Below are 13676 nucleotides of genomic sequence, written 5' to 3'. Positions count from 1 at the left end.
GGGTCAGCTGATGCAGAAACCGAACAGCACCGCCGTCATCGAACCCATGACGTACTTCGTGTGCTTGAGCGTGGAAATCATCGCGGACATATCAACACCCCGTTTCTCGAATTCTCGACCAGAGCCCCTCCGGCCGGTGGAGCCACGACAATGTTCAGCGGTGTTTCATCCTCTGTCAAGATCGATCGAATGATTGGCGCTATTCACGTGGTGCGATGGCAGACACGCCGACGACACCCGACTCCCGGGTCGCGGGTAATGGGTGGCTTCCGGCGAAAACGCCAGGTCATGCTGTGGATTCGACCGCGGCGCAGGCGGGGGCACGAGCCCTGCGCAGCGATTGCGATCAGGCCGGATCCGAAACCGGAGAATTATTGTTCGGAGGAATTGTTGTCCGGGGAATTCTGTCGGGCTGAACTCGGGTGATCGATCGATGGCCGGGCGGCGGCAAATCACCCCTTTGCCCGGGAGCGGAAAGGCCGCCCGATCGACGGCGGGTTCGTTGTCCGGGCAAATTCTGCGACGGGAACTTCGGATGGTGTCCCGTCACGGGAACTCCGGGCAATCGATCGATGATCGGACGGCGACAACCACCCTTCCCGTTCGATCGGGTGCGGTCAGGTCGCTGACGGGCCGTCGGAGAACCGCACCTCCCGTACCTCTACGCCGAAAGCCGCCCTCGATCCCGACGTCGGGAAGTTGCGCCGCCAGTTCGATGGCGCGTTCCTTGTCGGCGCACTCGACGAGGTAGAAGCCGCCCATCGGCTGCTTTACGTCGAGGAACGGTCCGCCGTCGGTCACCTTTTCGCGGGGGTGTGGAGCGGGGGTTCGCGGGAGCGAGAAGGCGTTCGCCGGGGTGTCGAGAAAGATTCGACGGCTCCGACCCCCCGGCGACACGTCGAACGCGAAGAGGGAGTTTGTGCATATGCGAGCCAACCGGGCCTGGTGGGGGCTGCTGGTCCTCATGCTGCCGACGCTGCTGGTCGCGATGGATATGACCGCGCTGCTCCTCGCGCTCCCACAGCTGAGCGCCGACCTCGGCGCGAGCAACGTCGAGCAGTTGTGGATCAGTGACAGCTACGGGCTCATGGTGGCCGGCATGGTCATCACGATGGGTACGCTCGGTGACCGGATCGGGCGTCGCCGGTTGCTGATGTGCGGTGGTGCGGCCTTCGGGGTGTTGTCGCTCGTGGCCGCCTTCTCGGTGGACCCGCTGACGCTGATCGTCACGCGGGTCCTCCTCGGGGTCGCAGGCGCCACTCTGGCACCGTCCACCCTCGCGCTGATCATCAACATGTTCCACGACCGGCGACAACGCGGGCAGGCCATCGCGATCTGGGCGACGTGCCAGTTCACCGGCGGCGCGCTCGGACCCGTACTCGCCGGATTCCTCCTCGAACACTTCTGGTGGGGATCGGTGTTCCTGGTCGCGGTGCCGGCCATGGCGGTGCTGCTGATCGCCGGGCCGCTCCTGCTGCCGGAGTTCCGCGACGACCGGGCGGGCCGGTTGGATCCGGTCAGCGTCGGGCTCTCACTCGTGTCCGTGCTCGCGATGGTCTACGGCGTCAAGCAGTTGAGCATGGACGGCGAGCCCGTCCTGCCGGCCGTGGCGCTCGTCGTGGGCGCGGCCGTCGCGGTGGTCTTCGTACGCCGGCAGCTTCGATTGGAGACACCGTTGTTGGACCTGCGGCTGCTGCGCAGTCGCCCCTTCACCGCGATCCTCGTCGGGCTGATCTTCGCCGGCGTCGCGATGGCCGGCACCGGTCTTCTGATCACGCAGTACCTGCAGAGCGTGCTGGACTACTCGCCGGCCACCGCGGCGCTGTTGTTCGCGCCGATGGGGCTGGGCGTGGCGGCCGGCACGATGACCGCGCCGGTGCTGGCCCGGCGGATGAAGCAGACGACCGCGATCGCCGGCGGTCTGGTGGTGTCGGCCCTGGGGAGTCTGTTGCTCGTGTGCGTCGACGCCTCGGGTCCCCTCCCGGTGGTGATGATCGGCATCACCGTCTTGGCTCTGGGCACCGGGCCGCTGTTCGCGCTGGGCACCGGGCTGGTCGTCGGGTCCGTACCGCCGGAGCGGGCCGGTTCGGCGGCGTCGATGTCGGAGACGGGCAACTACTTCGGCGGCTCGCTCGGACTCGCGCTGATCGGCGTGATGGCCGCGGTGATCTACCGGCATCGCATGGACGGCACGTCCGACTCGTTGGCCGAAGCGGTCGCCACGAGCCGACGGTTGCCCGGCGATCAGGGTGCACACCTGCTGGAGACCGCCCGCCACGCGTTCACCGCCGCCGTCCGTGTCACGGGTGTGGTGGCCGCGATCCTGTTCGCCGGGCTGGCCGTCCTGGTCCTGACGATGCGGCCGGCGGCGGCCCGACCGGCACCGGCGGCACCTGTGGAGTATGAGACGACGCGCTCGTAGCGCGCTGCCGCCCGAGGCCCGCGAGGTGGAGACGACGAGATTTCGGATGCGGCAGGACATGTTGTCGCGATGCGCGCCGAACCGTTTCCGGAATTCTTTCGGCGGGGACGTCGAGATCGACATCGTGGTTACGACCCTCCCGCGAGGCACTCCCAACAGGGGAGCAGCCGATGGCAAGGAGTTGCAGTGGGAACGTTGGAGAAGAAGACGGCATTGGTGACCGGCGGGTCGCGGGGGATCGGGCGAGCGATCGTGGTGAGGCTGGCTCGTGAGGGTGCGGTGGTGCTGTTCAGCTTCAAGCACGACCAGGCGGCGGCCGAGGACGTGGTGGCCGAGGTTGCGGCCTTCGGCGGACGGGCGATCGCGGTACGAGCGGACCAGGGGAGCTTGGCGGACCTGAAGCACCTCTTCGACGAGGTCGACCGGAACCTGGCCGGTTTGGATGTGGTGGTCGTCAACGCGGCGATCAGCCCGATGGGCAACATCTGCGACGCTACCGAGAGCGACTTCGACGAGGTGATGGCCGTCAACACCAAGGGGCCGTTCTTCATTCTCCAAGCCGCTGCGGAAAGGCTCGGCCAGGGTGGGCGGATCGTCAACATCTCCTCGTCCGGTGCGGTGCCGGGTATGGCCCTGTACTTCGCCGCCAAGGCGGCGCTGGAAACGATCACCGTGGTGGCCGCTCGCGAGTTCGGCCCCCGGGGCATCACGGTCAACAGCGTGTCCCCCGGTGCCACCGACACGGACGGGATGCGAGCCGCGGCCGGGGAGAATCCGGAGCAGGCCATCCGGCACGTTGTCGCCATGACGCCCTTGCAACGGCTGGGACACCCGGACGACATCGCCAATGTCGTCGCCTTCCTGGCCGGACCCGAGTCGCAGTGGATCACGGGCCAGAATCTGCGTGTCTCCGGCGGCCTGACGATCTGACCGGCGCCCGTCGGCGAACCGGCCGAACCACGGAGCCGGTACGCCGGGTTCGGCCGGCGTCGGCCCCTGGCAGACCGTGCCCGTCGGCGCCGTCGCCGGCATCCTCGCCGGCTGACCGGCACACCCCGTCGAATTGCGGACAACCCGGCAGCGCCCGGGCGGAGTTCGAGATCCCCACAACACAACACGGGATCGGAAACCGTGCGAGTGGCTGTGGTGATCAGGCCTCGTGGTGTGGGCGCGGGAGGTAGGGGCCGAAGTGCTCGGCCACGGTCTGTGCGATCGCGGCGGCATCGCGTGAACCGTCGACTTCGATCACGCGGATCCCCAGCCGATGGGCGGTGCGCACGGACTCCTCCGCGACGAGGCGGTCGCGGGTGAGTCGGTTGGCCTGGGCGCGGCCCGGATCGCTGACACGGTGCGCGAGCGAGGCGGCTCGGGGTAGTTCGCGGAGCTGGTGTCGGCGGAACTCCGGCGTGGGCACCATCACGACCATCCGGCGCGGCGAGTCGATGATGGATGCCACGAGTTCGGGACGCAGTCCCCAGCCTTCGGCGATGATCGGGTGGCCGGAGACGAGCGCGCGCAAGTCGTCCAGCGCCCACTCGAACCGATAGGGGAAGCCGGCCAGGGTTCGGGCGGCCATCTCTTCCGGAGTGGGGTGCACCCATACCGTGTCCGGATCGGGCTCGGTGGCGGGCTCGCCGAGGCCGACGCGACGGGCGATCCGGCGATCGTTGTGACCGCGAGCGTCGTGGTAGTCGTAGTGATAGGCGGTGACGCGGTATCGGACGGCAAGGAGCCTGGCAACGGTCGATTTTCCGGCCCATTGGCCGCCGCCGATCCACAACGCTCGGCGCAACGTGCCGAAGGGATCCGGTACTTCGTTGTCCGCGTGGGTGCTTTGGCTGGTCATCTGCGATTCTCCCGTTGAGGTGCGGCGGTTGACTTCGACCGCTCGGCCGGCCCGGTCACCTGCGGAGACGTCGCCGGGCCGACAGCGACAGCGACGTCGGTGTGGGTGTCCGGCGTGCGGGTGAGGGTGCTTACGCCGTGGGCCGTGTGCGAGCGACGGCATCGCGCACCTGCGCGGCCGGGCGGGGGGTGATTCGATGCTGCGGGACGGACCGAGTATGGGGCCTTCCGTGGCCGCACGTCGCGCTGCGCCGGGAACGGTGGGGTTCCTGCTCGAGGCGATCGCGGGCATGGATGCGTCGGTGGACTCGATCGCGGGTGGGCGTCCCGTCATCCGTCCGTATTCGTCGGCCGCGCCGGTGGCGACTGCCTCGAAGAGACACAGCACCCCGCGCATCTGCGGCAGGTCGTCCAGTGCGGCCACGAAAATGCATCTCGGACGTGCCTGGGTTCGCAAAACAAACCCGCACATGGTTGTCCGCCAACGTATGTGCCCCACTCGTTCCTTGCACCGTTGCTCCCTGCCGTGTCCGCGTATCCATCGATCGCCCGTGACCTCGTGAGCTGTCCCAGCACCCGCCCGAGGAAGCCGCGCAGGCAATCCGCGAGGACGCCCAGGTGGCTCTCCAGCAGGAAGTGGCCACCGTCGATCAGGTGCACCTCCGCGTCTTCGGCGTCGCGGGCGAAGGCCCGCGCGCCCTCCGGGCCGAAGATTTCGTCGTTGCGGCCCCACACGGCAAGCACCGGGACCTCGCCTGTGCGCAGGAATTCGTGCAGCAGCGGGTAGAGCGGGCGATTGTCCGCAGCGGCGGCCGACCACCCCGTCTTGTCGCTCCCACCCAGGGCGTCGCCGCGTACTTCGTGGAGCGCGAGTCGTCCATCGGGTCCCCGGGGAAGGCACCCCGTTGGACCGTCGGCCCGCGGACTCGCCACGGACGACCGCCGCATCCTCGACGACGTTGTTGCCCGGCTGCACGCGCAAGACGGCCCCTGGCCTGCGCGAACGCCTGAGGCGCGGCGATGGGTGGGGATGTGGCCCGCCGCCCTATCCGGTCCCCGCAGCGCGGCCGGCGCGGCCGGCGCGGCGGGACAACTCCGCGAACGCCGCGCGCAGTTCCGGCGGGGCCACCACCTCGATCTCGGTGTCGAAGCGGGCCAACGCCGCCGCGAGTGCGGCCCAGGACCAGGATCCCGAGGTCAACCCGGTCCGGTCGGCGCCGAGTTCCTCGACGACACCGTCGCCGACGAACGGGGCCACCTCCGCCACCGGCAGGCCGAGAATCACCTGGCCCCGGCACGGCCAGGCGTCCGCACTCTCGGAACCCTTGAACCGGGCCGCCAGGAACGCGGCCACGTCGCCGCCCGGCAGTTCACGGGGAACGAACCGCGGCCCATTCGGGACCCGCGGTGTCATCCGATCGACCCGGAAGGTCCGCCAGTCGCCGCGGTCGGGGTCCCAGCCGACGACGTACCAGCGCCCGGCGCGCGCCACCAGGTGATGCGGCTGCACCCGGCGAGGCGGGCGCGGTTCGGCATCCTCGGCGCGCCCCGGTGAGCGGTAGTCGAACCGCAGCTCCTCCCCCGCGCGGACCGCGGCACTCAGCGTCAGCAGGATCCCGGTGTCGACCTGCGCCTCGACGCCGTGCCCGGCCGCGCTGATCTCGAGGGCGTCGACCCGCTGCCGCAACCGCGACGGCAACACCTGTCGCACACCGGCCAGCGCCCGCGCGGCCGCCTCCTCGATGCCCGCGCCGGTCCCGACGGCGATCCGCAGCGCCACGGCCAGCGCGACCGCCTGCTCCTCGTCGAACAGCAGCGGCGGCACCCGGCTGCCCGCTTCGAGCCGGTAGCCGCCGTCGGGGCCCATGATCGCCTGCACGCGGTACCCCAGCTCGCGCAGCCGGTCGACGTCGCGGCGCACGGTCCGCTCGCTGACACCCAGCCGCTCGGCGAGCACGCCGCCCGGCCAGTCGCGGCGGGCCTGAAGCATGGACAACAGCGCCAGCAGCCGGCTGGAGGTCGTCGTCGAGGAGGCGATCGGCATCTTTTCACGATGCCACAGGTAGCGGACGTTCTCTGACCTGTACCGCTGCCATCGTCGGTCCTGTCGCCGGAAACCTCCGGCATCGGAAATCGCCCGTGAAGGACCGAACACCATGTCGCTCACCGCTGTCGCGCACCTGAACTTCCACGGCCAGGCCCGCGAGGCCCTGGAGTTCTACCAGTCGGTCTTCGGCGGCCGGCTCACCGTCGCCACCTACGCCGACTTCGGAATGCCCGCCGAACTGCCCGGCGCGACGAACGTCGTGTTCGGCCACGTCGTCGCCGACAACGGCTTCCGGGTCATGGCCTACGACGTACCCGGCGAACACACGCCCGCCGACCCCGGCGCGCCCACCACGCGTCGCGAGAACGGCACCACGATCACCCGGGAACCGTTCTTCCTGTCCGTCCGCGGCGACAGCGCCGACGAGGTCACCCCCCTGTGGGAGGGCCTCGCCAAGGGCGCGACCGTGATCGAGGCCTTCGGACCCGCCCGGTGGGCGCCCGCGTTCGGCATGCTGACCGACCGCTTCGGCGTCACCTGGATCGTCGACGTCGCGGCCGAATACACCCAAGCCTGACCGTTGCGCGAGGTGTGCGGCCCGACCGGCCGCACACCTCCACCCGAGGAGAAACCCATGCGAACCCGCCCCCTCGGCCGGACCGGCATCCAGATCAGCGCCTACACCCTGGGCACCATGATGTTCGGCCCGTACGGCAACCCCGACCCCGACGACTGCGTCCGCATCATCCACCACGCCCTCGACGCCGGCATCAACGTCATCGACACCGCCGACGTCTACGGCGGCGACGGCGAAACCGAGAAAATCGTCGGAAAAGCCCTGCTCGGCCACCGCGACGACGTCGTCCTGGCCACCAAATTCAACGGCCCGATGGGATCCGACCCCAACCGGCGCGGCAACTCCCGCCGCTGGATCGCCGAGCAGGCCGGACTGTCGCTGCCACACCTCGCCGCCGCCGCGTATGCCGACGCCTCCTCGGCCATGCTCCACCGCATGGCGAAGTAGATCAGCGGACCGCCGGCTTCGTCGGTCAATGGACCGGCCGACCAAGGCGAGGTGTCCTCCTCGTCATCGGTGACGTCGACCCACCGCTCCAGCAGCGCGGCCACGTAGGCCGCTATGCGTTCGGACGCAGGCTCTTGGTCCTCGCCGTCGATGTAGCGCTCGTACAGGTCGTCGAAGACCCGGCCGGCGGCCTTGTTTGTCGTTCGCCGGTCTCTCGCCCTCCCGGTCGGCAAGGTCGTAGCTCGTGTCCGCACGGTCGCACACCGCGGTGACGTCCACCTCGTCGCTCGGTGGCTTCCCTCTGTCCGGCGTCGGCTTGCGGCAACACTCGGCGTCGGCGAGTTCCACAACCTCACGCTCAGCGGACGAGTTGATCCCACCCACCGCATCGCAATCGGACCACTGCGCCGCCACTCGGTGACCCGCGCCGCGCACGAACCCGATCGCCCTGGTCCGTGCGCGGTCGAACTGGCCTTTGTGCGACGTGACATGCACGGCGACCGCGGTCCGTCCCGACCCCCGTGCGGGCTCGGGTGACGTGATCGGAGGGTGCATTCCGATCGCGTATCCGCGTATCCGCGCATCCCCGGCCGGGGGCCGAGTGGCGATGTTCCGTCTCCCGTCACCGAGCGTCGACCGGCGTTATCATGCTCGCATGTTGCGGGGGTACGGGGGTACGTGGTGGATACGGTCATCGTGCAGTTGCCGGACCCGGATCCGGGGATCGAAGGGCATGTGTCGGACAGGCCCGCGGTGTTGCGCCTGGGGCCGGGGCAAAGTGCCGACTTCGGGCGTGGGGCGCCCGATGCGCCGGTATCGATCGTGTTGCCCGATCCCGGGGTCTCGCGGCGGGCCGGGGAACTGGTCGCCGCCGAGGACTATTGGCGATTGTCCAACTTCAGCCGCACCGTGACCTATGTCGTGGAGAACCTGGAAGGCGCCGGGGAATACCTCAAGATCGCGCCCGGTCGGCTCGGCGCTCCGGTGCCGTTCGAGTTCTCCCGCCTGGTGCTCCCGGTTGCCGACGGCGACGTGTCGTTCAAGGTCTTTGCCCCTCAACACGCCTATCTGGACCGGGATTCGCAACCTCGCGGCGGCGAACTGACGACCAGTCCGTTCGCGCTCGATCCCACGTCCAAGTACTTCCTGGTCCTGCTCGCGCTGTGCGAACCACGCCTGCGCGGCGCGCTCGACGCGGCGACGCCCGGCGCCGGCGAGGTGTTGGAACGCCTGCGCCCGCTCGCCGGGCACGCCGATCTGACCCGTTCGGCGATCAATTACCACATCGACTACCTCGCCTCCACCAAACTGCGCCTGCGGGAGGCCACCGGGGACGAGGCCGGGCGCACCGGACACAAGCGCGAGCGCCTGGTGGCCCTGGCGCTGCGCTTCGACCTCGTGCGGGAGGAACACCTGACGCTGTTGCCGCCGCGCGGCAGGTGATCCGCCGCGAAGTCGGTCCGGCCACAGCGGGGCCGGAGTTCGTCGAGGAAACGAAGAGTGATGCCGAGGATGGACCAGCCCGAACCGCCCCCGCTCGACGTACCCGCCGGCCTGGTGGTCGCCGACTGGCGGGTGATCGAACCGATCGGGTCCGGCAGTTGGGGCAGCGTGTACGCCGCGGAACGCACGAGCGACGGGTCACCCGTCGCGATCAAGTTCCTGCGCACCGACCTGCTCACCCCGGGCCAGCGCAGTTCCATGGACGAACTGGTCCACCGCGAGGTGCACTTCAGCCGGACCGCGAACCACCCGAACCTGGTACGCACGCACGCCGTGGTCACCGTCGACGATCCCGACCACCCCGAACTGCGCTCCGTGGTCGGCCTGGTCATGGATCGGGCCGCGCGCAGCCTGCGCGACGTGTTGGACACCGCCGATTCCGGGCTCGAAGTACCGGGCGCCGGGCGGATCCTGCGCGGCGTGGCCGCCGGATTGGCGCACATGCACGAACACGGCCGCGTACACGGCGACCTGAAGCCGGCCAACACCCTGCTCTCCGCGACCGGCGACGTCTGGCTCGCCGACTTCGGACTCACCGCCGAACTCGACGGCACGCACGCCTACATCCCACCCCTCGGCTCGCTCGACCACGTGCCGCCCGAGTGGTGGTCCGAACGCACCGGCGAGCGCGGCACGGTGATCCGCCCCACGGCCGACGTCTGGGCGTTCGGCGTACTCGCCCACCAAGTCCTGACCGGCGGACTGCACCCGTTCGTCGGCAGCAACGCCCGGGCCCGCGCGCTCGCCGCCCAGGCCTACGCCCGCGGGGTCAATCCGCTGCGCCTGGACGACCGGGTGCCCCAGGAGTGGCGGCGGCTGATCACCGAATGCCTCGCCCCCGACCACGAATCCCGCTCCCGACTCGACGCGGCGGAGATCGACGAGCGGGTGCGGGCACTGTCCGGCGCCACCAGGCCCCGGCGCCGACGCCTGGTGGCGGCCCTGGTGGTGACCGCCGTGGCCCTCGCCGGGGTGGGCGTGGGCCTCGGACTGCGCGGCGACGGCGACCAGCACCCGCGGGCCGAGGCGGCCCCGTCCGCCGCCGCGAGCCGGCCGGCCCCCGCCACCGGTGCTCCCGCGCCCACGGCGGTGCCGCGCCGGATCGCCGGGGACATCCCCGCGGGGTCCGACGTACCCGCGCAATTGCGGCCGATGATCGCCGACGCGGCCCAGCGCTGCACCGAGGCCGAGGTCACCCCGGCGCTGCTCGCCGCGATGCTCAAGGCGGAGAGCGGCTTCGACGCCCGCGCGGCGCGACCCGAGAGCGACGAGTACGGGATCGCCATGTGGACGCCGCGGGTGTTCAACGCGTGGGCGGTGGACGGCGATCGGGACGGTCGCAAGGACTACATGTCGCCGCCCGACGCGATCGCGACCATGGGCGTCTACGTCTGCTGGCTGGCCCAACACATCAAGCAGGAAGGGCTGCGCGAGGACGTGCCCGCCCTGACCGTGGCCGCCTATCGCACCAGCGACCGCACGGTCCGGGAGGCCAGGAGCGTGCCCCCGCGCACGCGCGCACACGTGGACCTGGTGCTGCGCTACCTCGCGGAGTACACCGGCACGCCGCCGGCTCCCTCCGCACCGGCTGCCCCGTCCGGCTGAAACCGCCGGCCATCCGGCGACCCTGACATCCGTCAGGGACCGTTCGCCCCGTGTCCCGCCTACCGTTTCGACCAGTGAAGGGATCGGCGGGAACGGGGGACGGACATGGCGGATCGCAGGCGACACGTGGCCGCGCTGATCTGCGCGCTCGCGGTGGCGACGACCGCCGGCTGCGGGTCGGACGGGACGTCGACCCCCGGGTCCGCGCCCGCACCCCGCGACCTCACCGAGGCGGAGCGGGGAACGCTCGCCCGGGCCGAGAAGATCCTGACCCGCGACTGCATGCGTGCGGCCGGGTTCGAGTTCCGGGTGACCGACGAGCCGCCCGAATCGGTGGACACCCGCTTCCCGTACGTCATCGACGACCCGGCATGGGCCACGTCGAACGGCTACGGCCGGGCGATCCGCACCCGACGCGACGCGATCGCGGACGACGACCCCAACCAGCGCTACTTCCGCGCGTTGGCGGAGCCGCGCCGGTCGGCGGCCCTGCGGGCGTTCTACGGCGACGGCAATCAGCGCCTGGAGGCCCGTGTCCCGGGATCGGGGACGATCCGGCACAGCGACAAGGGCTGCGAGGCAAACGCCCAGCGCGGGCTCTACGGCGATCTGCCGAGCTGGTATCGGGCCCGAAAGGTCACCGAGGCGCTGCCCCGTCTCGTGCGCTCGGCGGTGGTGCGGGACGCGCGCTACACGCAAGTCGTCCAGGGTTGGGCGGCGTGCATGCGCGATCGGGGACTGGTCTACGACACTCCGCTGCGGGCCCGCGAGCAGTTCCTGCGGGCCGACCGCGCGGACGAGGTCACCACCGCGCGTGCCGAGGCCGAATGCGCGCTGTCCACCGAACTCGGCACCACCGCCCGCGACATCGACCGCGCGTATCGCACGGACATCGACTCCCGGTACTCCACGGACGTCCGCGACCGGAAGGTACTGGAGAACAAGGCACTCACCCGCGCGCAGGGCATCGTCGCCCGCGGCTGAGTCGACATCGGCACGGTTCGAATCGAAGGGAATTCAGCTCATGAAGAAGCGAGTCGGCATGGTCCTCGCGAGTGCGGCGGCGTTGATCTCCGTCGCGACGTCCGTTCCCGTCGCCCAGGCGGCGCAGAACGGACCTGCGGCGTCGGGTGCACGGGCCTTCGCCGACGGCAGGATCCACGCCTGGTCCGATCCGAACCAGCGCGGCGACCACTGCGCCTGGGTGGGGTTCTCCAGAGACTGGGACAACCCCAGCAGCGCCGACCCGGGCTGCCCGGGAATGAAGAACCGCGCGTCCTCGGTGGCCAATTACGGCATCCCGGGCGGGCGCGACAAGGTCAACCTGTACTACAACGAGGATCAGGGCGGTGTCTACGCGTGCATCGGCCAGGGCGACACGTGGTCGGATCTCTCCGGCGGCCGCTACATCTTCGACCACGGCTGGTGGTGGTGGGAAGCCAAGAACACGTCGATCGACAACAACATCGCCTCGCACGGTTGGACGGACAGTTGCTGACCGGGCGACCCGCGTCCGGGGCCTCCTCCCCCGCGCGCCGGGAGTCGCGCTGACCCCGGCGCGCGGTGACCTCGCCGCCTCGGCGGCGGGGTCACCGCCCCGGAGGGTGGGCCGACTGCTCGCGATGCTGGTGCCGGTGCTGTGTGCCGCGATCGTGGCCGGAGTCTGGAACGGGAGCCCGGCCGCCGGCCGACCGGCCGCTTCGTCCGGCACGGCGGCGGGACCGAGCGCGATCCGGGTGCCCGCCGGCGTGACCGCCGGAGTCGCCGTGTTCGATCGGCAGACCGGTACGTTCACCGAACAACTCGACGCGAACCGGCGGTTCCGCTCGGCATCGGTGGTCAAACTGCTCATCGCCCTGGACTACCTGTGGAATCGCGGACCCACATATGCGATTCCGGCCGTCGATCGACCGGCCTTCGACCGCATGTTGCGCGGCAGCGACGACGCCGCGGCCGGGGACTTGTGGACGCGGGCCGGATACGGGGCGATCGTCGAGCGTATGGTGACCCGACTGCGTCTGGTCGACACCGCGCCGCCGGACGACCCGAACTTCTGGGGCTACACCGCGCTGTCGGCCGCCGACGTGGTCCGGATCTACCGCTACCTGCTCGACACCGCGCCGGCTCCGATGCGCGACGTGGTGATGGAGGATCTGCGCAAGTCCACCCGGTGTGCGGTCGACAGCTTCGACCAGCACTTCGGGATCCCATCCGCCTTCGACCGTCCGTGGGCGGTCAAGCAGGGCTGGTCGGGCTTCGACTCGGGCGGTTGCGGGCCGACCGCCGCCGCGCCCTCGGCCGCTCCCGCCCGTACGGCGACAACGGCCGGCCCGGTCGACCTGACCAGTCCGGCACTGCACACCACCGGCACCGTCGGGCCCGGGGACCGGTCGATCGTGGCGGTTCTGACGCTCCATCCGGCGGGCACGTCGTACGGGAAGGCCTACACCGACGTGGGCCGGCTGACCCGTTCGCTGAACGTACCCGGCGCGGTACGACCGACGGGAACCCGATTCGGCACGTGGAGCACGGGGGTGCACGTGCGGAATGGGTCGAACACCGGATCGTCGGTGGTGACGACCCTCCCCGCCGGGGTGGAGGTCCTGGTCGACTGCCAGGTCGAAGGGGAGGAGATCACGGTCCCGCCGTACACCAACCAGTGGTGGGCTCATCTGCCGCAGTACGGGGGTTACATGACCAACATATACGTCGGGTCACCCGACGACCGACTACCCGACGTGCCGCTGTGTCCGTAATGCAGGCGCGGACGCCCAGCACGCACAGAGGGTGGAAGTCCGGCGGTGTGTAACGGGGTTCGCACTACGATCCACCCATCGTGGTGACGGACGAGGAACAACCGGGACGGATCGCCGGACGGCGAATGGCGGTGCCGTGGGTCAACCACGGCACCGCCTTTTCGCTTCGAGAGGCCGTGGCCGTTGGGGCAGGTCCCTGGTCGGCATCGGCCCACCACGACGCGGCATGCGGTCGGCACCGAGCCGGACGCGACCGTGTCCTCGCCGACCAACACCGATGGCGGCGGCGTCATCCTCCGGCGAGGTCCGCGGAGCACGGTTCGGCGGCTTCGGGGCCCGATCTTCGCACGGAGTCGACGACGGGCCCTCCCGGTTCACCCGTTCGGCGCGTCCGACAGGAGCGTCGGGATCGATGTGGAATGTGATGATTCAGACGGCTCGCCGACCACGTCCCGTGGGTGAGTCGCGCGTCGT

Annotated in this window: 11 protein-coding genes and 2 pseudogenes; 9 read left to right on the top strand and 4 right to left on the bottom strand. The window is 70.3% G+C overall.

Going from position 1 to position 13676, the window contains the following annotated elements; translation table 11 throughout:
* Nucleotides 1-546: 546 nt before the first annotated feature.
* Entirely contained in the window at nt 547-801 is a 255-nt protein-coding gene (locus tag ACH4XV_RS39550) for a YciI family protein (protein ID WP_395797925.1), read from the bottom strand.
* A 124-nt stretch (nt 802-925) separates the two neighbouring features.
* Between ACH4XV_RS39550 and ACH4XV_RS39545 the strand changes: the two genes are divergently transcribed.
* Nucleotides 926-2422 (top strand): MFS transporter, encoded by a 1497-nt coding sequence (locus tag ACH4XV_RS39545; RefSeq protein ID WP_395797923.1) that lies wholly within the window; start codon nt 926-928, stop codon nt 2420-2422.
* 69 nt (nt 2423-2491) lie between these two features.
* Nucleotides 2492-3352: an SDR family NAD(P)-dependent oxidoreductase gene (locus ACH4XV_RS39540; RefSeq protein ID WP_395797921.1), complete on the top strand. Its 861-nt coding sequence runs from the start codon at nt 2492-2494 to the stop codon at nt 3350-3352.
* Nucleotides 3353-3572: 220 nt separating this feature from the next.
* On the opposite strand, the gene ACH4XV_RS39535 is transcribed toward ACH4XV_RS39540, so the two are convergent.
* The 3 genes and pseudogenes from ACH4XV_RS39535 to ACH4XV_RS39525 all read right to left on the bottom strand — a co-directional run bounded on the left by ACH4XV_RS39535 (nt 3573) and on the right by ACH4XV_RS39525 (nt 6311).
* Nucleotides 3573-4268: a hypothetical protein gene (locus ACH4XV_RS39535; RefSeq protein ID WP_395797919.1), complete on the bottom strand. Its 696-nt coding sequence runs from the start codon at nt 4266-4268 to the stop codon at nt 3573-3575.
* A 566-nt stretch (nt 4269-4834) separates the two neighbouring features.
* Nucleotides 4835-5068 (bottom strand): annotated as a pseudogene (locus tag ACH4XV_RS39530) (alpha/beta fold hydrolase); the annotation flags it as partial.
* A 244-nt stretch (nt 5069-5312) separates the two neighbouring features.
* Nucleotides 5313-6311 (bottom strand): helix-turn-helix transcriptional regulator, encoded by a 999-nt coding sequence (locus ACH4XV_RS39525; RefSeq protein WP_395797917.1) that lies wholly within the window; start codon nt 6309-6311, stop codon nt 5313-5315.
* 112 nt (nt 6312-6423) lie between these two features.
* Between ACH4XV_RS39525 and ACH4XV_RS39520 the strand changes: the two genes are divergently transcribed.
* The 7 genes and pseudogenes from ACH4XV_RS39520 to ACH4XV_RS39490 all read left to right on the top strand — a co-directional run bounded on the left by ACH4XV_RS39520 (nt 6424) and on the right by ACH4XV_RS39490 (nt 13202).
* The gene (locus tag ACH4XV_RS39520) at nt 6424-6891 is read left to right on the top strand and encodes a VOC family protein (protein ID WP_395797915.1); all 468 of its coding nucleotides are present in this window, start codon (nt 6424-6426) and stop codon (nt 6889-6891) included.
* A 57-nt stretch (nt 6892-6948) separates the two neighbouring features.
* Nucleotides 6949-7281, top strand: a pseudogene (locus ACH4XV_RS39515) (aldo/keto reductase); the annotation flags it as partial.
* 738 nt (nt 7282-8019) lie between these two features.
* Nucleotides 8020-8781 (top strand): serine/threonine protein kinase, encoded by a 762-nt coding sequence (locus ACH4XV_RS39510; RefSeq protein WP_395797913.1) that lies wholly within the window; start codon nt 8020-8022, stop codon nt 8779-8781.
* Nucleotides 8782-8850: 69 nt separating this feature from the next.
* Nucleotides 8851-10446 (top strand): protein kinase, encoded by a 1596-nt coding sequence (locus ACH4XV_RS39505; protein WP_395797911.1) that lies wholly within the window; start codon nt 8851-8853, stop codon nt 10444-10446.
* A gap of 105 nt (nt 10447-10551) precedes the next feature.
* On the top strand, nt 10552-11430 hold the full coding sequence (locus ACH4XV_RS39500; protein WP_395797909.1) for a hypothetical protein: 879 nt from the start codon (nt 10552-10554) through the stop codon (nt 11428-11430).
* A 40-nt stretch (nt 11431-11470) separates the two neighbouring features.
* Nucleotides 11471-11944, top strand: coding sequence for a hypothetical protein (locus ACH4XV_RS39495; protein ID WP_395797907.1), 474 nt, complete (start codon nt 11471-11473; stop codon nt 11942-11944).
* A 106-nt stretch (nt 11945-12050) separates the two neighbouring features.
* A complete protein-coding gene (locus ACH4XV_RS39490; protein ID WP_395797905.1) occupies nt 12051-13202 on the top strand; it encodes a hypothetical protein in 1152 nt (383 codons plus the stop codon).
* Nucleotides 13203-13676: the final 474 nt, after the last annotated feature.

The sequence above is a fragment of the Embleya sp. NPDC020630 genome (genome assembly GCF_044334985.1).
Classification (GTDB): Bacteria; Actinomycetota; Actinomycetes; order Streptomycetales; family Streptomycetaceae; genus Embleya.
This window is presented reverse-complemented; position numbering and strand designations above follow the sequence as displayed.